The sequence below is a fragment of the Haloarcula sp. KBTZ06 genome (assembly GCF_048595605.1).
Lineage (GTDB): Archaea > Halobacteriota > Halobacteria > Halobacteriales > Haloarculaceae > Haloarcula > Haloarcula hispanica.
Genome location: NZ_CP184337.1, coordinates 2,260,385 through 2,280,474, shown reverse-complemented (window position 1 = coordinate 2,280,474; position 20,090 = coordinate 2,260,385). Strand labels below are relative to the sequence as shown.

The 20,090-nt window shown below is 66.5% G+C and carries 24 protein-coding genes; 12 read left to right on the top strand and 12 right to left on the bottom strand.

Annotated elements, in window-relative coordinates; translation table 11 throughout:
• Nucleotides 1-86 precede the first annotated feature (86 nt).
• Nucleotides 87-365: a hypothetical protein gene (locus tag ACNO8S_RS11880; RefSeq protein WP_225306779.1), complete on the top strand. Its 279-nt coding sequence runs from the start codon at nt 87-89 to the stop codon at nt 363-365.
• Here the strand turns inward: ACNO8S_RS11880 and ACNO8S_RS11875 are convergent.
• The 7 genes from ACNO8S_RS11875 to ACNO8S_RS11845 all read right to left on the bottom strand — a co-directional run bounded on the left by ACNO8S_RS11875 (nt 362) and on the right by ACNO8S_RS11845 (nt 5,802).
• On the bottom strand, nt 362-1,012 hold the full coding sequence (locus ACNO8S_RS11875; RefSeq protein ID WP_050036979.1) for a cob(I)yrinic acid a,c-diamide adenosyltransferase: 651 nt from the start codon (nt 1,010-1,012) through the stop codon (nt 362-364). The two genes, ACNO8S_RS11880 and ACNO8S_RS11875, sit on opposite strands and share 4 nt — an antisense overlap.
• Before the next feature lie 69 nt (nt 1,013-1,081).
• Nucleotides 1,082-1,798, bottom strand: coding sequence for an adenosylcobinamide amidohydrolase (locus ACNO8S_RS11870; protein ID WP_014041134.1), 717 nt, complete (start codon nt 1,796-1,798; stop codon nt 1,082-1,084).
• Nucleotides 1,791-2,849, bottom strand: coding sequence for a threonine-phosphate decarboxylase CobD (cobD, locus tag ACNO8S_RS11865; protein WP_050036978.1), 1,059 nt, complete (start codon nt 2,847-2,849; stop codon nt 1,791-1,793). Before cobD ends, ACNO8S_RS11870 begins: the two co-directional genes overlap by 8 nt.
• A gap of 64 nt (nt 2,850-2,913) precedes the next feature.
• Nucleotides 2,914-3,453 (bottom strand): NTP transferase domain-containing protein, encoded by a 540-nt coding sequence (locus tag ACNO8S_RS11860; protein ID WP_191907487.1) that lies wholly within the window; start codon nt 3,451-3,453, stop codon nt 2,914-2,916.
• Entirely contained in the window at nt 3,453-4,256 is an 804-nt protein-coding gene (cobS, locus tag ACNO8S_RS11855; protein ID WP_050036976.1) for an adenosylcobinamide-GDP ribazoletransferase, read from the bottom strand. Before cobS ends, ACNO8S_RS11860 begins: the two co-directional genes overlap by 1 nt.
• Nucleotides 4,247-5,170, bottom strand: coding sequence for a CobD/CbiB family cobalamin biosynthesis protein (locus tag ACNO8S_RS11850; protein WP_146416983.1), 924 nt, complete (start codon nt 5,168-5,170; stop codon nt 4,247-4,249). Before ACNO8S_RS11850 ends, cobS begins: the two co-directional genes overlap by 10 nt.
• Entirely contained in the window at nt 5,164-5,802 is a 639-nt protein-coding gene (locus tag ACNO8S_RS11845; RefSeq protein ID WP_151103715.1) for an HAD family hydrolase, read from the bottom strand. The genes ACNO8S_RS11850 and ACNO8S_RS11845 overlap by 7 nt, the downstream gene beginning before the upstream one ends.
• 183 nt (nt 5,803-5,985) lie before the next feature.
• On the opposite strand from ACNO8S_RS11845, the gene ACNO8S_RS11840 reads away from it, so the two are divergent.
• Nucleotides 5,986-6,366: a translation initiation factor IF-5A gene (locus ACNO8S_RS11840; protein ID WP_004515075.1), complete on the top strand. Its 381-nt coding sequence runs from the start codon at nt 5,986-5,988 to the stop codon at nt 6,364-6,366.
• Between the two features lie 2 nt (nt 6,367-6,368).
• A complete protein-coding gene (gene speB, locus ACNO8S_RS11835; RefSeq protein ID WP_146416985.1) occupies nt 6,369-7,172 on the top strand; it encodes an agmatinase in 804 nt (267 codons plus the stop codon).
• A 36-nt stretch (nt 7,173-7,208) separates the two neighbouring features.
• On the opposite strand, the gene ACNO8S_RS11830 is transcribed toward speB, so the two are convergent.
• Nucleotides 7,209-8,234 carry an amidohydrolase family protein gene (locus tag ACNO8S_RS11830; RefSeq protein ID WP_014041127.1) on the bottom strand — a complete coding sequence of 342 codons (1,026 nt, stop codon included), beginning with the start codon at nt 8,232-8,234 and terminating at the stop codon, nt 7,209-7,211.
• 105 nt (nt 8,235-8,339) lie between these two features.
• Here ACNO8S_RS11830 and ACNO8S_RS11825 point away from each other — a divergent pair, with 105 nt between their 5' ends.
• From ACNO8S_RS11825 to ACNO8S_RS11810, 4 genes are all read left to right on the top strand, one after another.
• Nucleotides 8,340-9,311, top strand: coding sequence for an alpha/beta fold hydrolase (locus ACNO8S_RS11825; protein ID WP_420181968.1), 972 nt, complete (start codon nt 8,340-8,342; stop codon nt 9,309-9,311).
• A gap of 133 nt (nt 9,312-9,444) precedes the next feature.
• On the top strand, nt 9,445-10,188 hold the full coding sequence (locus tag ACNO8S_RS11820; RefSeq protein ID WP_420181967.1) for a hypothetical protein: 744 nt from the start codon (nt 9,445-9,447) through the stop codon (nt 10,186-10,188).
• Between the two features lie 51 nt (nt 10,189-10,239).
• Nucleotides 10,240-11,007 carry a Nif3-like dinuclear metal center hexameric protein gene (locus ACNO8S_RS11815; protein WP_014041124.1) on the top strand — a complete coding sequence of 256 codons (768 nt, stop codon included), beginning with the start codon at nt 10,240-10,242 and terminating at the stop codon, nt 11,005-11,007.
• Nucleotides 11,008-11,011: 4 nt separating this feature from the next.
• Nucleotides 11,012-11,575, top strand: a complete 564-nt coding sequence (locus ACNO8S_RS11810) for a SprT-like domain-containing protein (RefSeq protein WP_420181966.1) — start codon at nt 11,012-11,014, stop codon at nt 11,573-11,575.
• On the opposite strand, the gene ACNO8S_RS11805 is transcribed toward ACNO8S_RS11810, so the two are convergent.
• Together ACNO8S_RS11805 and ACNO8S_RS11800 are read right to left on the bottom strand one after the other, a co-directional pair.
• Complete coding sequence (locus ACNO8S_RS11805; protein WP_420181965.1) at nt 11,576-11,905, bottom strand: AzlD domain-containing protein; 330 nt, start codon at nt 11,903-11,905, stop codon at nt 11,576-11,578. It lies immediately after the preceding gene.
• Nucleotides 11,895-12,587 carry an AzlC family ABC transporter permease gene (locus tag ACNO8S_RS11800; protein WP_420181964.1) on the bottom strand — a complete coding sequence of 231 codons (693 nt, stop codon included), beginning with the start codon at nt 12,585-12,587 and terminating at the stop codon, nt 11,895-11,897. Before ACNO8S_RS11800 ends, ACNO8S_RS11805 begins: the two co-directional genes overlap by 11 nt.
• A 167-nt stretch (nt 12,588-12,754) precedes the next feature.
• Here ACNO8S_RS11800 and ACNO8S_RS11795 point away from each other — a divergent pair, with 167 nt between their 5' ends.
• From ACNO8S_RS11795 to ACNO8S_RS11785, 3 genes are all read left to right on the top strand, one after another.
• On the top strand, nt 12,755-13,762 hold the full coding sequence (locus ACNO8S_RS11795; RefSeq protein WP_420181963.1) for a deoxyhypusine synthase: 1,008 nt from the start codon (nt 12,755-12,757) through the stop codon (nt 13,760-13,762).
• A 117-nt stretch (nt 13,763-13,879) separates the two neighbouring features.
• Nucleotides 13,880-14,881, top strand: a complete 1,002-nt coding sequence (locus ACNO8S_RS11790) for a glycerophosphodiester phosphodiesterase (protein WP_420181962.1) — start codon at nt 13,880-13,882, stop codon at nt 14,879-14,881.
• 230 nt (nt 14,882-15,111) lie between these two features.
• Complete coding sequence (locus ACNO8S_RS11785; RefSeq protein WP_420181961.1) at nt 15,112-15,615, top strand: MGMT family protein; 504 nt, start codon at nt 15,112-15,114, stop codon at nt 15,613-15,615.
• Here ACNO8S_RS11785 and ACNO8S_RS11780 read toward each other — a convergent pair.
• Together ACNO8S_RS11780 and lonB are read right to left on the bottom strand one after the other, a co-directional pair.
• Nucleotides 15,612-16,439 carry a CPBP family intramembrane glutamic endopeptidase gene (locus ACNO8S_RS11780; protein ID WP_420181960.1) on the bottom strand — a complete coding sequence of 276 codons (828 nt, stop codon included), beginning with the start codon at nt 16,437-16,439 and terminating at the stop codon, nt 15,612-15,614. The two genes, ACNO8S_RS11785 and ACNO8S_RS11780, sit on opposite strands and share 4 nt — an antisense overlap.
• On the bottom strand, nt 16,440-18,569 hold the full coding sequence (gene lonB, locus ACNO8S_RS11775; protein WP_014041116.1) for an ATP-dependent protease LonB: 2,130 nt from the start codon (nt 18,567-18,569) through the stop codon (nt 16,440-16,442).
• Nucleotides 18,570-18,739: 170 nt separating this feature from the next.
• On the opposite strand from lonB, the gene ACNO8S_RS11770 reads away from it, so the two are divergent.
• The gene (locus ACNO8S_RS11770) at nt 18,740-19,306 is read left to right on the top strand and encodes a nicotinamide-nucleotide adenylyltransferase (RefSeq protein ID WP_014041115.1); all 567 of its coding nucleotides are present in this window, start codon (nt 18,740-18,742) and stop codon (nt 19,304-19,306) included.
• The gene (locus tag ACNO8S_RS11765; protein WP_050036966.1) at nt 19,306-20,082 is read left to right on the top strand and encodes an SAM hydrolase/SAM-dependent halogenase family protein; all 777 of its coding nucleotides are present in this window, start codon (nt 19,306-19,308) and stop codon (nt 20,080-20,082) included. The genes ACNO8S_RS11770 and ACNO8S_RS11765 overlap by 1 nt, the downstream gene beginning before the upstream one ends.
• Nucleotides 20,083-20,090 lie beyond the last annotated feature (8 nt).

The window sequence follows — 20,090 nt, the reverse complement described above, 5'->3', positions numbered from 1 at the left end:
CCGGTGATTTGATTTCGTCTATCTCATTTCGCTCAGCGGTCGTAGTTGGTGCCGGGTACGCTCTGTTGCTGTCGACAAGTGGGACCATGGTATCCGCTGCTCTCCAATACGCCGGTGCCGATGTGAGTGAAAAAGAAGCGGATACGGGACGTGCGGTCGGGAAAGTAGAGAATATTCTGATACTCACGTTGACGCTACTCGGCGCATACACGGCACTGGGACTGGTGTTCACCGCAAAGTCAATTGTCCGCTGGCAAGACATCTCCAGTGGGAACACGACGTATTATCTCACGGGGAGTATCGCCAACGTGACGTACTCGCTAGTCTTCGGCGTCTGTCTTGACTATCTGCTTGGAACCTTCTAGAATTCCGTTCCCTTCCGCGCGCCCTGCCCGGCGTCGATGGGGTGTTTCTCCTTGTTGACTTCCGTTATGAGATCGGCATGGTCGGTCAGAAATTCTGGTCGCTCGTGCCCGCCCGTCAGGACCAGTTCGAGGTCGTCGGGCTTTGCTTCGATGAGCCCAATCACGTCCGCCGGATCGACGAGGTCGCGGTTCGCGGCGTAGAGAATCTCGTCGAAGACGAGCATATTGACGCCCTCCTCTGGCGGCCCGTCGGCGTCCCGCGGCGTCGAGAGGTCGGCGTCGGCGCTGGCCTGAACGAGTTCCTGTGCCCGGTCGAGTGCGCCTTTCGCACGGGCCTCGTGCTCGTCGTCCTCGCTGCCGTCGAGGAAGCCGTGCCAGCCGTAGTGGCCCGCGTTCTCGTATGAGAAGCCCGGCAGGGCGGCAATCGCGTTGTACTCGCCGCGCACGTCTTCGACGGTGCTGGTCCCGCCCTTCATGAACTGCAGGAGGTGGACGCGGTAGCCGTGGCCGACGGCGCGGGTCGCCATCCCAAGCGCCGCGGTCGTCTTGCCCTTGCCATCGCCCCACCAGACCTGGACCAGTCCGAACTCCTCGGGCGCGCTTGGACTGATGGGCTCGGCGGTCGGTCCGGCCGTGTTATCGCTCATACCCGTCTGTTCGACCGGATTCTGTTTAGCCGTTTGGTCTCCGGGAATGTCGTGTGATAAACGGCTTTTTCACGGCTCGAACACCTCCGTCTCACGGTCGGTGACGACGCCGTACGCCGCGTCGTCGACGGTCGGCAGGCTGTCGCCGTCGTAGCGGGCGGCGAGACTCGACCGGATAGCGTCGCGGACACAGACGCGAGCGGCGGCCCCGATTTCTGTTGCGCTGCCGGCGAACGGTGCGGACTCAGCGCTCGGGACACAGCCGATGATGGCTGCGTCCGAGGTGGTTCCGGGCACGCCCGCTGCGTCGAGTAGCGTCGCGGCCTTCGCTTCGACAGCCGTGGCGAGTAGCGTTGCCAGCGCGCCGCTGTCCAGCGCTCGGTCGACGCCGACGACGAGATTGACCGTGCCGGGACGCCAGTCGGGGCTGTCTGCCGGATTCGATGCTGTTCCGTCGGAGTCGTCCGCTGTCCCCTCTCCCGACATCGGTAACGCCGCGGGGTTCGAGAGGCCCGCGGTCGCCAACACCGACACCGGGCCGCTCCGGACACAGCGGGCGTGCTCCATATGCACGCCGGTGAGCAGCGCCGGGCCGAGGGGGAAACCGGTCGCGGACAGTCGCTCCGCGCGGTAGGCGTCGAGGTCGGTCCGCTCGAACCCCTCGGGTACGGTGACGTTGTAGACGGCGTCTGCGGTCCGGTAGCCCCCGTCCCACGCCGTCGAGAGCCAGTTGGCACCCTCGCGGCGGACCTGACAGACACCATCTTCGACGGTCGTCTCAAACATCCAGCGCGTCCAGCAGCCGGTCGTTTTCTTCGGGGGCTCTGACGGCGACGCGGATGTGCGAGTCCAGCCCGCGGAAGGTTCGGGCGTCCCGGAGTGCGATACCAGCCTCGCGAGCCGAGGCAAGGATGTCGTCGACAGACTCGTCGGCGTCGCTGACCGACAACAACAGGAACGGCGCATCGGAGGGGAACACGTCGAACCGCGCCGCGAGTCGGTCCCGCATACGGGCTCGCTCGTCGGCGACACGGGCCTTCGTCTCCGCAACGAACTCGCGTTGCCCGTAGCAGTGCGTGCCGACCGCGGCCGCCGGCGCGCTCATCGACCAGGCGCGTCGCGCGGTGGCGAGGTGGTCACGGGCCTCGCCCGCTCCGACAGCGTAGCCCATCCGGACGCCGGGGAGGCCGAACAGTTTCGTCAGCGAGCGCGCGACGATGATGCCCTCACGGCCCGCCAGCGACTGCTCGTCGGTAAAGCCGAGAAAGGCTTCGTCGACCAGCAGTGTCGTCCCAGCAGAGAGACAGTCGTCGGCGAAGGCCCGGAGCGCCGACGGGTCGGCCGCTTCGCCGGTCGGATTGTTCGGGTTGCAGACGATGGCGAGCGCATGACCGTCCGGGTCGGCGGTCAGCAGGTCGTCGTGTGGGACGAACTCCGGCGTCCCGCCCTGGAGCCGGACCTCGCGGGCGTACTCACCGAAACTGGGATACGGGACGAGCACGCTGTCGTCAGTCCGAACTGTCGTCTGGATCGCCAGACGTATGGCTTCGAGGCCGCCGGCCGTGGGTATCACCTGTTCCGGTTCGCAGTCGACAAAGGACGCCGCGGCCGCCCGGAACTCGGGGTAGTCGTCCGCCGGATACGAGCGGGCGGCCTCGAACGCTTCCCGGTACGTCTTCGCGGCGTCCGGCGGGACGCGGGGGTTCGTGTTCGCGCTGAAATCCAGCAGGTCCGGGTCGTCGCTGCTGCCGTGTGGGACGCGCCCGTCCGGCCCGATGGCGTCCTCGGCCCCGTTGCCGCCACTCGCCCGCAAGCCCTCGACCGAATCAGGGTCCATTGACGGGGGCTACGGCGGGCGGTGTGGAGAAGGTTTCGCGGCGTTCGGCCTCCGCCCCACGCCGTTACAGCCATTGCTCAGCCACGCGCGCGTCAGCAAGCGTGTTGACGTTGACCGCGACGCGTCGGTCCCGCGTGAGCCAGGCGTCGTCGGGGCCGTCGCTGACGACGTTGACGCCTGTCGGCGCGACCTCCCGACCTCCGTTGTCGAACGTCGTGTCGTCGCTCACGCCGAGGGCACGCTTCAGCGAAGCCGGGACCAGGACCGTCAGCGAGCCCCCGTTGTGCTCGTCGAGCACGCGGTCCACTATCTCGCCGTCAAGCAGCGGCAGGTCGGCGGCGACGGTCAGCACCGGCCGGGCGAGTCGGCCGTCGGCCAGCGCCGCGTCGAGGTCCGCGACGTATCCCTCGCCCGGCGTCTCGATACAGGGCACGTCCAGATGTGACTGCGTTTCCGGTGCGTTCGGCGACGTTACAGCGATAACTCTTTCAACGGAACTGTCTTCCAGTGCGCCGACGACCCGGTCGACCATCGGGACACCGCCGACCCGAAAGAGCGGTTTCTCGGCCTCGGTGTCCAGCCGCGTCCCGCGCCCGCCACACATCACCAGAGCGTCCATGCGAGCACCTCCCAGTCGACGAGCGGTACCGACCGGACGCCGCCGAAGAGCGACCACGCGGCGACGCCGACGTGGAGCGCGACAGCGCGCGTGAGTTCGTTGGCCGCGCCGAACGTGTCGCCGCTGACGCCGCCCAGTCGGCGGTTCGCCCAGCCAGAGAGGCCAAGAGCGAGCAGCGGGCCGGTGAGAACGACGACTGCGGTTGCTGGAACGGCGACGACAGCGGCCGGGAGTGCGATGGCGAGCGAGCCGACGAGGTGGCGTGGGCTGTTCCCGTTGATAACCGTCGACCCGAATCCCTCGTGGCTCGGGCGTCCGACGCAGGCCAGCGTCGCCATCGCGAGTTTCGCCCCCACCTCGGCGGCGAGGACCAGCGCGACAGCGACCAGCGGCGGGAGCCCGGCAGCGGCCAGCGCGGCCAGCGCCAGCGCGAGGAGGACGGTCCCCAGCGCGAGGACGGCCCCGACGCCGACAGTCGTGTCCCGCATCACCTCGCGGCGCTCCGCGGGGTCGCCGTGGACGACGGCGGCGTCCCCGAGGTCCGCGAGGCCGTCGGCGTGGTTGACGCCGGCGACGAGGACGACGGCTCCGAGGTAGGCCGCGGCGACGACCGGGGCCGGGAGCAGGCCGGCGGCGAGGAACGGGAGCGCGACGAGGCCGCCGACGACGTAGCCGGCCATCGGGAACGCCGCCGGCGTCCCGACGAAGGCGTCCCATGCCCGTTCGCTGTGGCCGACCGGGAGCCGTGAGAGGAAGCCGAGCGCCCCCCGGACCGCGGTCAGAACCACGCGAGCACCCCCAGACCGGCCAGCAGATACGCCAGCACCCCGGCGACGCCAACCCGCGTGACGCTACGCTGGGCTGTCGCCACATCGGGGAGGTGTCTCGTGGGGTTGAGGACGTACACGCCGGGCTTTTCGAGTCGAACGTCCAGCGCCGCGGCGGCCGTCCCCATCGGCCACCCGGAGTTCGGCGAGGGAACGCCGTCCAGCCAGTCCCGGGCCTGGGCCACCGACCGGGGCGACCCGCAGGCGACGGCGAGCAGGAGCGCGCTCAGTCGGGCCGGGAGACACATCACGGCGTCGTCGAGCCGCGCCGCAGGCGTCCCGACGCGTTTCGAGCGGTAGCCAAGCATCGAGTCCATCGTGTTGACGGCCTTGATCCACGCCGCTGTCCCGGCAGCGACGGGAAGCGGTAGAAGGCCGACGCCCGCAGCGGCGAGCCCGCCCAGGACGAACGCGGCCAGCGACGCGACGAGGCCGTCGGCGAGGTTCTCCGACGCGCTCTCGACGGCGGCGCTGCGAACCTCGCCCGCAGAGAGCGCGCTGGCGTCGCGGCCAGCGAGTGCGAGCAGCCCGTCCCGAGCAGCCGCGAGGTCGGCCTCGGTGTCGGCGATGACGCCCCGAGCGGTCGAGAGGAGACTGCGGAGGCTCGTGGTCAGGAACAGCGCGAGGCCGGCGAGCGCGACGGCGGCCAGCGGTTCGCGAGTGGCGGCGAGTGCGACGCTGCCACCGACGACGACAGCAACTCCGACGGGCAACAGCGCCGCGGCGAACCCTCCGACCGCAAGCGGGTGGTCCCACTCGCGGTCGACCGCCCCGACGAGCCGTCCGAACCACGCAACGGGATGCAATCGGGTCGGTGGCTCACCGATTGCGAGTTCCAGCCCCCCGGCGACGGCCACCGCCAACGCGCTCAGCACAGCTCCCCCTCCCGGAGTTTTTCGGCTATCGCCGGTAGCGGGTGGTCTTCCAGTAACATCGACTGCGCGCCCACGCGGCCCGCGCCGCCGTCCGTTCGGGCGTCGTCGCCGACGTGGACGAGGTCGGCAAGCGCCACGTCGAGTGCGTCGGCGGTCGACTGGAAAATGGTCGGATGCGGCTTCCGCCAGCCGCAGTCGACGCTGGTGACGACGGCGTCGAACGCGTGGCCGCTCTGATTCTCGATGGCCGCTCGCTCCAGCGTTCGCTCGACCAATCCAGGGACACTGCAGTTCGAACAGACAGCGACCGGGCCACGCTGTGCTGCGGCGTCCAGCGCTTCGATGGCTCCCTCGCGGACCGTCACCGGGCTGTCGAAGGCATCGAGGACAACCTCGGTCGCCGTCTCCTCGGCAACCTCGACTCCGCGGCTGGCAAGCGCCAGTCGAACGTGTTCGTCCAGCGGCGCTTCCCGGCCGCGGTCGTACTCGCGGTGGGCCGAGCGATAGGCGTCCTCCCAGTCGTCCGGCACCCGAACCGACTGGGCCGAAAGCGTCTCCGCAATGGCGTCCCACGGCTCTGACGGCCGGTCTGCCGCTACGAGCGTCCCGAACAGGTCGAACGAGAGTGCCACATCTGTGTGGTTAGTGCAAGCTCACTTGAACTGTGGGGGTAGACGTGGGAACTGCTGTGGGAGTCGGGCTGCTGTCGAGGAGTTCCGGGCGCTGGAGGACTCGTTTCTTCGGACGAGCCCAGCGATGGACCTGGCCTGCGGCATTCCAAACCGTTTATACCCAAACAGGGGTAATCCGGCGGTATGGCAAGAGAGCAGACCGAAGTTCGAGAGCTCGACGAGGGAAGCTACGTCATGATCGAAGACACGCCGTGTAAGATTAACTCCTACAGCACGGCCAAGCCGGGCAAGCACGGCAGCGCCAAGGCCCGCATCGACGCCAAGGGCGTTTTCGACGGCAAGAAGCGCTCGCTGTCCCAGCCCGTCGACGCGAAGGTCTGGGTCCCGATTGTCAACCGAAAGCAGGGGCAGGTCGTCTCGACCGACGGCAACGACGCCCAGGTAATGGACCTCGACACCTACGACACGTTCACGATGCGCGTCCCCGAGGACATCGACCTCCAGCCTGACGACGAAATCGAGTACCTCCAGTACGAGGAACAGCGCAAGATCACACGCTCGTAACGATGTTACCCGGTGCGGGGGCCGACCGCGGGGCGGCCGACTACGCGCTCGTGGGCGCACCACTCGACGCGTCGACGTCGTTTCGCCCCGGGACACGGTTCGGCCCACGCCGCATCCGCCAGTTCGGCCAGCAGTTCGACGATTACGACCACCGCACCGACCAGCACTTCACTGACTGTTCCGTCTACGATCACGGCGACATCGGCCCCACGGCCGACGTTGCCGAGTACCTCACTTTCCTCCAGGGCACTCTCTCGGATTTCGAGAGCGAGGGGGCCGTCCCGCTCGTCGTCGGCGGCGAACACACCGTCTCTGTGGCCGGCGTGCGTGCGCTCGATCCAGACGTGTTCGTCTGTCTGGACGCGCATCTCGACCTGCGCGAATCCTACGCCGGCGACGAGTACTCCCACGCGACGGTGACCCACCACGCGCTCTCGGTGGCTGACGAAGCGATTGTGCTGGGCGCACGCACTGGCTCGGAAGCCGAATGGGACCGCGCGAACGAACCCGACGTGACCGTCGTCCCGCCCGAGGACGTGGCCGACTGGTCGCCTGCGTTCGACGACGAGCGGGTGTACCTCTCAGTCGACATCGACGCCGCCGACCCCGGGTTCGCGCCGGGCACCGGGACGCCGGAACCGTTCGGCCTCGACCCGCGGGAGATGCACACCGTGGTCCGAGCCGTCGCACCGCAGACCGTCGGCTTCGACGTAGTCGAGGTCAACGACCGCGACGACGGTCAGACGGCGACGCTGGCCGCGAAACTCCTCCGGGCGTTCGTGTTCGCCCACGCGGACCAGCGCTAATCCGAGATGTATCGGGGAATATTCTCGCCGTCGGCTTCAGCAGACAACTCGGTGGATGTCCATCGGCGACGCTCGCCGGACAACCGCGTCGACTGGGTCGGCGACAGCCGAGAGGTTGTCTGAGTCGCCGTCGAGGACCAGCAGTGCGGCCCGGCGGCCGGGTTCGATGACACCGCAGTCGAGGCCGACCGCTTCGGCCCCAGCGGTCGTGGCCATCCGAAGCACCGTCCGCGAGGGGAGGTCAAACGTCTTCGCGGTGTACTCCATCTCACGGAACATGGATGGTGCATTGAGCATCACATTATCAGTCCCGAGTGCCACGTCAGTGTACTCCAGAAGCGTCTCAATCGGCGGTCGGCCGACCTCAAGGACGCGGTTCGCACGGGGACAGACCGCGATAGGGACGTCCTGATCGGCCACCCGTTCGAGGTGTTCTGCTTCGGCATGGACCATGTGGACCAGCAACTCCGGCTCCAGATCCAGCGCCGGGTGTATGTCAGTGGCGTCCGGTTCGCCGGCGTGGATAGCGAACGGGGCCCCGCGCTCCTCGGTGGCGGTCCGCCGGGCGGTGAAATCGTCGTCGTTCGCGCCGCTGGCACCGAACCCGTCGGCCACGTCCAGCACCGCAGTGTCATCGCTCCCGAAGATGAAGGCCTCGATATCGAGTCCCTCGGCGGCCTCGCGTAGTGCCCGTGCCCCGTCGACGCCGAACTCCCGGAAGTCGAGAAACGCCGCGGTGCCGGTTCGCTGCATGAATCGAAGTGTGCGGTGCATCGCGGCAATCAGCGTCTCGTCGTCGGCCGCTGCGATCTGCTGGTGTTTCAGGCTGTCCGGTGGCACCACTGCCTCCTCCAGGCCGAGACCGACAGCGGCCTCCTTGGCGACTGAGTCGCCGACGTGCGTGTGGGCGTTCACGAACGCCGGCAAGACAATGCGGTCGTGGTCGCTCTCGCGCTCGGACGTCTCCTCGATGGCCGTTATGTAGCCGTCCTCGACGACAACGCTGCCGTGGACCGGCTCGAACGACCGCCCGGCAAGGACGGTCCCCTCGATAGCCTCCATATGGGAGCGAGGGAGCGGAGCTATATGTGTCTCATGGAGGCACAATCTCGCCACGTAGCACCGGGCCGCGGTAGACTGATGCGGCCGGCGCCGGACAGTTCGAGTATGAGTGGCAGTACCACAGTTTCCGAGGGCCGCGCGCTGTCGCCAGACGACTGGTCCCATCCGGCGGAGCGACGCTACGCGGACGCACAGGCCCGTCTCGCGGACCACTACGACCTCGCCGTCGAGTCCAGAGTGACCGAGACGGACGCCGCGGGTCGCGTTCACTATCTGGTCGGTGGGAGTCAGGACGGCGACCCACTCCTCCTCCTTCACGGGGTCGGGACGCCGGCGGCGACGTGGCTCCCGCTGTTCCCGGCGCTCACCGACGAGTACCGCGTGTACGCTCCCGACCGGCCCGGCCTCGGCCTCTCAGCCGCGCCGAGCTACCGGGACCGGGACCTCCGTTCGTATCTGGTCGCATACTTGCTGGAACTGCTCGACGACCTCGCTATCGACCGTCCCCACGTCGCCGGTAACTCTCACGGCGGCCTGCAGTCGTTCCTGCTCGCAATCGACCACGACCGTGTGGACCGACTGCAACTGGTCGGCGCGCCGGGCGGCGTCTCGCGAGACCTCCCGCTCCTGTTTCGTCTGCTGACGGTTCGCGGCCTCAACCGGGTGCTGCTGTGGCTGCTCAGCCGCGGTGACCCGGTAGAGAACGCGAGACAGTCGATGCAGCGGGTCAACGTCGTTGACGCCTCAGCGATACCCGACGTGTTCTACGAACTGCTCGCCGCCGGCCAGGATCTGCCCGGCCGGCCGGAAAGCCAGCGGTCGCTGGCGACTGCCCAAGGCTCGTACGGCCGTGCCCACCCGTTGTTCGATATTCGGGACGAAATCGTTGGAATCGACTGCCCGACGCAGTTCGTCTGGGGGACGGAGGACGCCTTCTATCCGCCTGACGTCGGTCGCCCCGTCGCCGAGAAGATGCCCGACGCCGAGTTCCACGAACTCCCGGGACACGGTCATACGCCGTGGCTGGAACCAGGTGATGAAGTCGCTGGACTGGTCCGAGGATTCTTCGATAACTGAGCGTTTTCGTTATAATACACCGCAAACAATCGCTCAGCGTCAGTGCTGTTCGGACCGCCGTGGCCGTCACCACTTGCTCGGCATCCGACACAGCAAGTAGTCTTTTAGTAAACAGGCCATCTCGGTTGAGAGCATGGACCAGCTATCGTCGTGTTACTTCTGTGGCGGCGCGCTCGACGTCTCGCTCTCCGAATATCCGATTATCCCGAAATCGCTGGACCCGGAAGCCGAGAAGCAGGGGACGGTCGTTCTCTGCTCGACTTGCCGAGAGAAGCTCGCAACCATCGTCGAACCGGCCGTCGAGGCGGCGAAGGCGGACGCCCGCGAGACAGCGGAAACGACTGGCGATGCCGGGACCACGGAGCCGCCGGGGCTACTGGATGATTCTGGAACGACGGCAGGCGACGCACAGGCGACCACCGACAGCGTGGTCGAGCCGGCCGATGACGGCTCGCTGCTTGGCAACGACAGCGCGAGTGCGGCGGGACAGGAACAGTCGGCGCAGTCAGCGGCGACGACGGAGGCTGCTGCGGAGCCAGATGCGACGAACCCGGCGGCATCGGACACCACGGACGGACAAGCGGCGGAGCCGACCGAGTCGAATGACTCGGCGGCGAACACTGGGAGCGAGGACACCGAACGCGGTACGGACAGCGACGACAGCGCTGACGGCCCCTCGCTGACGAAACTGGAGTACAACAAGGTGATGCGCCTCCTCCAGAACCGCGAGATGCCCGTCGACCGTGTGGAAATCCGCGAAGTCGCGGTCAACGCCTACGACATCGACGGGGAGCAGTTCGACGCCATCATCGACGCCGCGGTGGACCGGGACCTCATCGGTCAGGAAAACGGCCAGCTGGTCGAATCGGATGGGTAGCCCGTCGCCGGTAGAGAAAAACATACCACCGGTCATCTCGAAGTCCGCGCCATGAACGCAGGCGACATCGCGACGCGTCTCGACGACAGACTCGACATCGAGGCCTACGCCGACATCGACGCCAGTCCGAACGGTCTGCAGGTCGGGCCGGCGAGCCAGCCGGTCGAGCACGTCGCTTTCGCAGTAGATGCGGCCGTCGAGACCATCGACCGCGCCGCCGACGCGGGCGCTGACCTGCTCGTGACCCACCACGGTATCGTCTGGGGCGGGATGGAGCGCGTGACGGAAACCAACTACCGCCGGGTCGCACCGCTGATCGACAACGACCTCGCGCTGTACGTCGCGCATCTCCCGCTAGACGGCCATCAATCGCTTGGCAACGCCGCCGGCGTCGCGGACCTGCTGGACCTCGACAACCGTGCGCCGTTCGGATCGATGGGCGGCGAGCACATCGGCCAGCGTGGCTCCCTCCAAGAACCACAGACGGTCTCCGAACTCGCCGAAACCCTCGAAGGAAATCTGGATACTGGCGGACAGCCAATTCAAGTGCTTGATTTCGGCCCGTCGACTGTCGAGGACGTCGCCATCGTCACTGGCAGCGGCGTCGACTGGCTGCAAGAGGCGGTCGAGACGGACGCCGACGTGCTCATCACCGGCGAGGGGAAACAGCAGGCCTTCCACGAGGCGCGCGAGCAGGGACTCCACGTCATTCTCGCCGGCCACTACGCGACGGAGACGTTCGGCGTTCAGTCGCTCCAGACCGTCGTCGAGGACTGGGGGCTGGAGACGACCTACATCGACTGCCCGACCGGCCTCTAAGGCGATGGCAGATGTCGTTTCGTTCGAGGGCGTTAGCTCGGATGCGGACCTCATCGCTTGGTCGCAACAGTACTGTCGCGGGGTCCGCCGCGAGCAGGGCGTCTCGGTTCGGTTCGACCTCGTCGACTGGGCAGTGTCCCACCGAGCCAAGCGTCGGGCCGCCGCAGTCAAGCGGTCGAAACTGGACGACGCCACCGTCGGCGAGCGGTACGACTGGGACAGCGTCGACGGGAGCGACGGCCGCCCGCTTCGATGTACGGTGTCGCTGACCTGGGACGCCTTTTCGGCCTTCGAGCGGGACGCCTGGGAGGCAACACTGCGCCACGAACTCATTCACGTCGAGCAATATCAGCGCGACGGGACGACCGACCACGGCCGAGCTTTCCGGCAGCGGGCCGACCAGCTTGATACCGACGTCCACTGTCCGGCCTTCTCCGAGCCCAAGCACGTCCTCACCTGCGGGGCGTGTGGCGACCTCGTTGCCCGCCGCTATCAGGACTGCACGCTCGTCGAGCGACGCGAGCAGTACCGGTCTGACTGCTGTGGGGCCTCGCTGGAACTGGGCTGACTACAGCAGGAACCTGATGGCCCAGAGAACGCCCATTCCGGTCACCATTGTCGCGAACACGTCCTCGGTCTGCCAGGCGACACCGGCCGCGAGCGCGCCGGCGACGAACTTGTCTGCGGCGAAACTACTGGCGTCGAGTGTCACGAACGAGGGGAGGACGAGCGCGGCGAGGACGGCGGCGGGGACGAACCGCAACACCCGTTCGACGACCGGCGGAATCTCGTCGAGCCGACCGAACAGCGCGATGAACGAGAGGCGACAGGCGTAGGTCAACACGCCGATGACAGCGATGACGCCGACTATCTCAGCCGGGCCGTAGTTAGTCGCCATCGGCCCCTCCCGTGGCGGATTCCGTGAGAACGCCAGCCGTGATGCCAACGCCGGCCGCGACGAGCAGTCCGAGATTGAGCGGGAGGCCAGCGCCGACGACGGCGACGGTTCCACCGACGACAGCGGCGATGCCGGTCGCTGCGTCTTCGATTGCTGGGACCAGAATCGCGAGGAAGACGAGGGGGATAGCGAATTCGAGGCCCCAGGCGTCGGGGACGCCGGTGCCGAGCAGCGCCCCGGCGATAGTCGTGACCTGCCACACCGCCCAGAGCGTCACGGCGACGCCGAGGTAGTACCACTTCCGGTCCGTTTCACGGTCCGACCGGTAGCTGGCGACCGACAGCGCGTACGCCTGGTCAGTCAACACGTAGGCGAGCACCGCTTTCCACCGGCCGGTGAACTCCCGAAAGTACGGGGCAATCGACGCCGAGTACATCAGCAATCGGAGGTTGATGACGACGGCTGTCGCGACGACGACCGTCAGCGGTGCGTTCTGTCCCAGCAGTTCCAGCGCCGCGAGTTGTGATGCGCCGGCGAAGACGACCACCGACAACCCGACTGCGGTCGGCAGCCCCAGTCCGGCGTTGACGGTCGCGATGCCGGCAACGAGGCCAAACGGAATAATTCCTAGCAACAGCGGCGCAACATCCCGAACGCCGCGCCTGAACGCAGCAGTATCCATAGCTCCCAATCCAACGCAGGGGCGTCTAAGCCCTCCGTTTCAGCCGCGGTGTGTGACGGCACGTCGATGCATGGCCGTCCGCGGGGTGTGACGGCACGTCGACAACGGCCTCTACCCGTCGTGGCGAACCACGACGTTGAAACCCGCCCGCGCTCGACTGCACAGCAATGAGCGACCACACCGACGAGCGAGAGACGTTCCATCACGATCCGATCGGGCACGCGGAAGCTCGGGCCGGAATGACGGTCGGCGAACTGGCTAACAGCTACGGCGAGGCCGGCATCGGCGCGAGCGACATCCACGAGGCCGTCGACATCTACAGCGAGATGCTCGATGACGACGTGACGACCTTCTTCGGCCTCGCCGGTGCGATGGTCCCGACGGGAATGCGGGCCATCGTCAGCGAACTCATCCGCGACGGCCACATCGACGTGCTCGTGACGACAGGCGCGAACTGCACCCACGACAGCATCGAGGCCATCGGCGGCAAGCACCACCACGGCGAGGTCACGCCCGAGGGGCAGACAGAGCGCGAACACGACGAGACGCTCCGTGACGAGGGCGTCGACCGCATCTACAACGTCTACCTGCCTCAGGAGCACTTCGCCCTGTTCGAGAACCACCTCCGGGACGAGGTGTTCTCGACGCTGGAAGACGAGGGCGCGGTCTCGATCCAGCGCATGACGGAGGAACTGGGCCGGGCCAACAGCGAGGTCAACGAGCGCGAGGACGTGCCTGAAGATCCCGGTGTGCTGGCGGCGGCCTACGAAAACGACGTCCCGGTGTACTGCCCGGCCTTCCAGGACTCCGTGCTGGGCTTGCAGGCGTGGATGTACTCCCAGACCAGCGAGTTCACGGTCGACGCGCTGGCGGACATGACACAGATTACCGACATCGCGTACGAGGCCGACAGCGCCGGTGCGATGGTCGTCGGCGGCGGCGTCCCGAAGAACTACGTCCTCCAGACGATGCTGGTCTCGCCCGACGCCTACGACTACGCCGTCCAGTTGACGATGGACCCGTCTAACACCGGCGGCCTCTCCGGCGCGACGCTCGACGAGGCTCGCTCGTGGGGGAAACTTGAAAAGGACGCCCGGAATGTCTCGGTGTATGCCGATGCGACGATTACACTCCCGCTGGTCGTGGCCGCGGCCCGCGAGCGGCACAGCGCGTAAGCGTGACCACGCCGGCGTAACCGGCTACAGACCTGGCCGGTGGGAGCCATTTCTACGGAGAGGCATATATCCCTCATATAAACGGTCTTTCACGACCGCTCGGCAGCCGTACATAGCATGTCACGGTACATCGGCCGACGGACGTTCGTCGGAGGGACGGCGGCGACGCTGGCAAGCGTGGGACTCGTGGGGAGCGCAACGCCTCAGGAATCGGATGATACTGACACAACCAACAGTGACGCGGACGACAGCGAGCGCGAAGCGATGACTGACGGCACGACCCTCATCGCCCATCGCGGGTTCGCCGGCGTCTACCCGGAGAACACGGAACTGGCCGTCGAAGCGTCCTCGTTCGGCGGTCCGGGAGCCCAGACGGCCCACCGACGCGCCGACATGATCGAGGTCGATGTCGTGCCAACGGCCGACGGCACGCTCGTCACCTTTCACGACGACGGGCTGGCCGAGCGTGACGGCGGCGAGCGCGGTCTGACCGACGCTGACGGGCTCGTCTTCGAGACCGACACCGATACTGTGACCAGTGCGACTGTTCTCGGCACCGGGGAGACGGTCCCGACGCTCGAAACGGTCATGGACTCGATTCCGCCGAGCGTCGCCGTCAATCTGGAGTTCAAGAACCCCGGCAGTCAGGACCTCCGTTTCGCTGAGTCGCTGCCGGACCAGGCGCTGTCGGCGCAGCGAGCGGTGTGGCGGCCCTACACCGAGCGCGCGCTCGACCTCGTCAGCGAGTACGACAACGACATCCTCGTCTCGTCGTTCTACGAGGCCGCGCTCGCGACCGTCCGCGACTACGACGACTCGATTCCCATTGCCTGCCTCTTCTGGAATGACATCGAGGCGGGGCTGGAAATTACCCGCCGCTACGACTGTGACGCGATGCACGTCCCTCGGAACATGGTTCAGGGAACGCCCTTCTTCAACGACGACGGCTACATCGAGTCCGATCTGAGCGATATCGACCTCGTCGACGTCGCTGCCGACGAAGGCCGTGATCTGAACGTCTGGACGATCAGTACGTGGTATCAGGCCCGTGAACTGGTCCGGGCCGGCGTCGACGGGCTCATCTCTGACTACCCCAGCGTGCTCTCCGTTCAGGACTGACGGCGGATCTCGTTTTCGTTGTGTTTCCTCAAAGAGCCTGAAAGCCCCGAGGCGCTGGGCTACTGCGACTCGCTGCGCCCTTCGCTCACTGCGTTCGCTCCAGTGCTTGCGTCGCCTCGTACGCCCAGCGCCTCGCCCCTTTCAGTCCCACCCAGCCTGGATTGTCCAACGGGCTTTCTGGCTGTTCGAAATCGCTTCCCAGTCTGTCTCTTCAATCAATCCAAGGCCGAATGTTGAAGGGGCGACCGGCCGACGACGCTAGTATGGAAGCACCGACCGGGGACGCAGGAATCTACGCCCGCGAGTCGTCGTATCTCGACCGGTACGTCCAGCTCGGTGAGGCCGGCGACCGGATCATCTCGCTGTCGTTTCCGTCCCAGCCCGAGGACGACGCCGGGGCGGACCACGCGCTGCTCGACCGCATCGACGAGTATCTTCAGGGGGTCGAGGACGACTTCGCGGACGTCACCGTCGGCCTCACCGTCCCGACGGACCAGCGCACAGTGCTTGAAGCGGTCCAAGAGATTCCGTACGGCGAGGACGCCACCGTTGCACAGGTCGCGCGGATGACGCCGGATCTGGACGACGACGACGAGGGCGACCTTGCGCAGGTCCGGAAGGCACTGGCCGCGAACCCCGTGCCGCTGTTGATTCCGGACCATAGAGTCCGTGACGGACCGAGCGCCGCGCCGCCGCCCGTCGAGCAGAAGCTCCGGGCTATCGAGGGCCTCTAGGCCCAGAGCCGGTCGACGCCCAGCCCCTCGTGGACGATCAGTTCGAGGGCGTTGACGAGGTAGTGGGCGACGACGACGGCGAGCAGGCTGTTTGTCGCGATGAACAGGCCCGCGAGCGCCAGCCCCAGCGTGCCGGTGACGACGATTCCCACCCGACCCTGTGCACCGTGGCCCAGCGCGAAGGCGACGGAGGCAACGATGGCCATCGCCCACGCCGGTGCGTCGAGGCCGGCTACGGGAACGCCGATAGCCGCCGCCCGGAAGAGGAGTTCCTCGACGATGGCGATGACCGGCAGGACACCGCCCAGCAGGACGACCCAGCCGCCGGCCGAGTCCGGGGCGAGCAGTTCCCGCAGCGACTCGTCGAAGGCGACGCCGAAGCCGTCGGCCAGCGCCGCGGCGAGTTCGTTGCCCAGCCAGAACCCGACGCCAGCGCCGATGCCGACGGCTATCGCCGGCAGTCCAGTCGAGAGAGCGTCCGCAGTAATACCGAACGCACTGGCCGGGATTTCGAAGTAGAACGCGCCAGCGACCAGCAACACGCCGAACAGCCCCTGCGTGAACGCGACGTTGGCCAGTAAGGCCCCTGTCGAGAGGTCACTTGGGGCGAGCGTATCCTGCATCTGCCGTCGCTGGGCCGCCGCCCGTTGTGTCTCGAAGCGTGGGAGAGTCGGGTCCTGGGGTTCGGTGGCCATCGAAGTACTGTCGACTGTCGACGAGACGCCGCCGTCGGACCGTACGGCTCCCTGTGAGAGCCGTGCGAGACCGAGAAGCGCGGTTAAAAGAAACCCCGTCAGGCCGACGAACGCGGCCCACTCGGGCATCTATTGGGGACTTGGGCTGCCGCTCTGCCGGCCGACCTCGTGATCGAGCGCCTTGCCCGTGATGGACTTGAGGCGGTCGACCAGCGAGTCCTTCTCGGCTTCGCCGGCGAGGGCGACTTCGAGGACTTCAGAGATGTGCGAGACGGGGATGATCTCGATCATGTCCTCGTACTCGTCCTCGATCATCACGTCCTGCGTGTTCGCCTCGGGGATGATGACCGTATCGAGGCCGGACTTGGCGGCCGCCTCGATCTTGTGCGTGACGCCGCCGACCGGGAGCACGTCGCCCCGGACCGACAGTGAGCCGGTCATGGCGAGGTTTTGCTTGATCGGAACGTTTTCTATCGCGGAGATAACCGCGGTGGCGACGGTGATAGAGGCGGAGTCGCCGTCGACGCCGCCCTCACCGGCCTGAACGAACTGGATGTGGACGTCCTTCTCGGAGATGTCCTCGTCGGAGAACTTCTTGATAATCGCCGAGACGTTCTGGACGGCTTCCTCGGCCATCTCCTTGAGCTGTCCGGTAGCGATGACCTGACCGGGACCCTGTGATGGGCTGACCTCGGCCATGACAGGGAGGACGATACCGCTGTCCTCGCCCATGACGGCGAGCCCGTTGACGCGGCCGACCACGTCGCCCTGGTTGACGGTGAGCTCGTAGTCCTTGCGGCGCTCGATGTAGTTGTCCGCGAGCTGTTGCTCGATGGACCGGGAGCGGCGTTTGGCCTGTAGCACGTCCGCTCGCTCGGTGCGGTCGCGGTCCTCGGCGCGGGCGATGTCGCCGGCGACGCGGACCAGCCCACCGAGGTCACGGAACTTCAGGCTGAGGTGGCCTTTGCGGCCGGCGCGACGCCGGGCCTCCAGGATGAGTTCCTGAACGGCCTCCTCGGTGAAGTGCGGGAGCCGCCCGTCGTTCTCGACCTCCTGGGCGATGAACCGGGCGTACTTCCGTCGCATCTCGGGGTCGTCCTCGATGGTGTCGTCCATGTACACCTCGTACCCATACCCCTTGATACGGGAGCGCAGCGCGGGGTGCATGTTCTCCATCGCGTCGAGGTTCCCCGCCGCGATCATGATGAAGTCACAGGGAACGGGCTCGGTCTGGACCATCGCGCCCGAGGAGCGCTCGGACTGGCCTGTGATGGAGAACTCGCCCTCCTGGATGGCCGTCATCAGCTTCTGCTGGCTGCGGATGTCGAGCGTGTTGATCTCGTCGACGAACAGCACGCCCTTGTTGGCCTGGTGGATGGCACCGGGTTCGACGCGGTCGTGGCTCGGCGTCTCCATCCCGCCTGACTGGAACGGGTCGTGGCGAACGTCGCCCAGCAGTGCGCCGGCGTGAGCGCCCGTCGCGTCCTCGAACGGCGCAGTCTTCTGGTTGGCGTTGTTGACCAGCAGGTTCGGGATCATCGCGTCGCTACCGCGCGAACCGTAGCGGAACGCGAGATAGATGACACCGGCCGCGAGAATCCCCAGCAGGACTTGCTGGACGAGGATCAGGGCGTAGCCGATGACGATGGCGATGATGATCCACATGAGGAAGGTCCGCATCTGGTTTCGCTTGCGGGCCTCCTCCTTGTGGGCCTCGACGATCTGTTCCCCTTTGCCGCCGGGGACGGTGCGAACTTTCGGCTCGTTGCCGTCGTCGGGATTGTGATAGACGAGAACGTCCTGCAGCTCCTCCCGCGGAAGCAGTTGGGACATCGCTTTCGCCAGCATCGACTTCCCCGTTCCGGGGGAGCCGATCATCATGACGTGGCGGCGCTGTTTGGCCGCCTTCTTGATCACGTCACGGGCGTGGTCCTGCCCGATGACCTGGTCGACGAGTCGGTCTGGCACTTCGATGTCGGCGGTCGACTCGATTTCGAGACCGCCGAGGAGATTCTCCTCGTCTCCGTCCAGTTCGGACTCGCCGTCAACTTGGACATCGCTTCCGAGTGTCGTTTCGGACGTTTCTCCCTCGCCGCCCCATCGCTCCTCGGACGGGTCGGATGGCTCGTCGGCCGAGGGCTCAGAGGCGGGTTCGTCGGGGTCCTGTTTGGCCCCGTTGGTCGACGCCTCTTCCTCCCCAGCGTCGGATGCCTCCCGGTCAGGGTCGGGAGTCGCGTCGGTGTCGGTGTTGTCGCTCATACAAACGTTGCTAACATACTCACGGAAGGCCTGTCGACTGATATACTTTCTCCCCGTGTCGGTTGTTGCAACACCCCGGAAACCGCAGTACAGCGCCCGAATTGGGTGTGCTTGTATTCCGGCGGTACCGCGTCGTCGGGTTTATCAAACCACCACACCCACTGGGGAATATGCGTGGGTTCTACATCGGTCGCTTCCAGCCCTACCACAACGGCCATCACTCGATGGTCGAACGTATCGCCGATGAGGTGGACGAACTCGTCCTGGGCATCGGAAGCGCCGACGATTCACACACCACTCACGACCCCTTCACGGCCGGCGAGCGAATCATGATGATTACGAAGGCCGTCGCGGAGTACGACCTGACGACTTATGTCGTCCCCCTTGAGGACATCAACCGCAACGCCGTCTGGGTGAGCCACGTCGAGAGTATGTGCCCGGACTTCGACGTGGCGTACTCGAACAATCCGCTTGTCGTCCGCTTGTTCGAGGAGGCCGGTATCGAGGTCCGCCAGTCGCCGATGTTCGACCGCGACCGACTGGAGGGCAGCGAGATCCGCCAGCGGATGATCGACGACGAGTCCTGGCGTGACCGGGTCCCGGCATCTGTTGTGGAAGTCATCGAGGAGATCCACGGCATCAAGCGACTCCAGCACGTCTCAGACAGTGACTCGCTCGAACGATACACCGCCAGCGGCGAGTCCGTCACCGAATCCATCGATGACCTCGACGACTGATGATTACGCTCAGCTCTGATTTCGGATCACCGTATCCGGCGGCGATGAAGGGCGTCATCTGTCGGGCGACGGACGCGCGTATCGCGGATATCGCTCACGATTTCCCACGGCAGGACGTGCGGGCAGCGGCGTTCTGGCTCACGCAGACGCTCCCGTACTTTCCGCCGGCAGTCCACTGTGTCGTCGTCGACCCGGGCGTCGGAACCGACAGAGACGCCATCGTCGTCCGTGCGGGCGACCACGCGCTCGTGGGGCCTGACAACGGCGTCCTCCTGCCAGTCGCCCGCGAACTGGCTGAAACCGAGAACGACGCCCCGGACGCGTTCGAGGTGTTCACCTGGGCCTACGACGACCCGGCGAGTACGACGTTCCACGGGCGGGACGTGTTTGCGCCCGCCGCGGCGGCCGTCCACGACACCGGCGTCGATACCATTGAAACACGGCCCGAAATCGAGCCGACCGACGACTACGTCGACCTTCGGTTCCCGGCAGCCGCAGTCGAAGGTGACGGAGCGACCGGCGAGGTACTCGTCGTCGATGACTTCGGGAACGCCGTGACGAACATACCCGGTGCGGTACTTGCGGAGCGGTTCGGCGGGGTGGTCTCGGTCGACGGCGTTGAGGCTCCAGTCCGACGGGCCTACGCCGCCGTCGACCAGGGCCAGCGACTCGTCACTGTTGGCAGCCATGGGAACGTCGAACTCGCCGTCAACCGCGGCCGCGGCGACGAAGCGTTCGGTGTCAGTACCGGCGACACAGTTTCCGTATCACTGTGATGACGTGT

Bases quoted from the DNA above. Each gene is read 5' to 3' on its own strand.
- ACNO8S_RS11880 (WP_225306779.1), top strand. From the start codon at position 87: ATGGTATCCGCTGCTCTCCAATACGCCGGTGCCGATGTGAGTGAAAAA.
- ACNO8S_RS11875 (WP_050036979.1), bottom strand. From the start codon at position 1,012: ATGAGCGATAACACGGCCGGACCGACCGCCGAGCCCATCAGTCCAAGC.
- ACNO8S_RS11870 (WP_014041134.1), bottom strand. From the start codon at position 1,798: ATGTTTGAGACGACCGTCGAAGATGGTGTCTGTCAGGTCCGCCGCGAG.
- cobD (WP_050036978.1), bottom strand. From the start codon at position 2,849: ATGGACCCTGATTCGGTCGAGGGCTTGCGGGCGAGTGGCGGCAACGGG.
- ACNO8S_RS11860 (WP_191907487.1), bottom strand. From the start codon at position 3,453: ATGTGTGGCGGGCGCGGGACGCGGCTGGACACCGAGGCCGAGAAACCG.
- ACNO8S_RS11840 (WP_004515075.1), top strand. From the start codon at position 5,986: ATGGCAAGAGAGCAGACCGAAGTTCGAGAGCTCGACGAGGGAAGCTAC.
- speB (WP_146416985.1), top strand. From the start codon at position 6,369: ATGTTACCCGGTGCGGGGGCCGACCGCGGGGCGGCCGACTACGCGCTC.
- ACNO8S_RS11830 (WP_014041127.1), bottom strand. From the start codon at position 8,234: ATGGAGGCTATCGAGGGGACCGTCCTTGCCGGGCGGTCGTTCGAGCCG.
- ACNO8S_RS11825 (WP_420181968.1), top strand. From the start codon at position 8,340: ATGAGTGGCAGTACCACAGTTTCCGAGGGCCGCGCGCTGTCGCCAGAC.
- ACNO8S_RS11820 (WP_420181967.1), top strand. From the start codon at position 9,445: ATGGACCAGCTATCGTCGTGTTACTTCTGTGGCGGCGCGCTCGACGTC.
- ACNO8S_RS11815 (WP_014041124.1), top strand. From the start codon at position 10,240: ATGAACGCAGGCGACATCGCGACGCGTCTCGACGACAGACTCGACATC.
- ACNO8S_RS11810 (WP_420181966.1), top strand. From the start codon at position 11,012: ATGGCAGATGTCGTTTCGTTCGAGGGCGTTAGCTCGGATGCGGACCTC.
- ACNO8S_RS11805 (WP_420181965.1), bottom strand. From the start codon at position 11,905: ATGGCGACTAACTACGGCCCGGCTGAGATAGTCGGCGTCATCGCTGTC.
- ACNO8S_RS11800 (WP_420181964.1), bottom strand. From the start codon at position 12,587: ATGGATACTGCTGCGTTCAGGCGCGGCGTTCGGGATGTTGCGCCGCTG.
- ACNO8S_RS11795 (WP_420181963.1), top strand. From the start codon at position 12,755: ATGAGCGACCACACCGACGAGCGAGAGACGTTCCATCACGATCCGATC.
- ACNO8S_RS11790 (WP_420181962.1), top strand. From the start codon at position 13,880: ATGTCACGGTACATCGGCCGACGGACGTTCGTCGGAGGGACGGCGGCG.
- ACNO8S_RS11785 (WP_420181961.1), top strand. From the start codon at position 15,112: ATGTTGAAGGGGCGACCGGCCGACGACGCTAGTATGGAAGCACCGACC.
- ACNO8S_RS11780 (WP_420181960.1), bottom strand. From the start codon at position 16,439: ATGCCCGAGTGGGCCGCGTTCGTCGGCCTGACGGGGTTTCTTTTAACC.
- lonB (WP_014041116.1), bottom strand. From the start codon at position 18,569: ATGAGCGACAACACCGACACCGACGCGACTCCCGACCCTGACCGGGAG.
- ACNO8S_RS11770 (WP_014041115.1), top strand. From the start codon at position 18,740: ATGCGTGGGTTCTACATCGGTCGCTTCCAGCCCTACCACAACGGCCAT.
- ACNO8S_RS11765 (WP_050036966.1), top strand. From the start codon at position 19,306: ATGATTACGCTCAGCTCTGATTTCGGATCACCGTATCCGGCGGCGATG.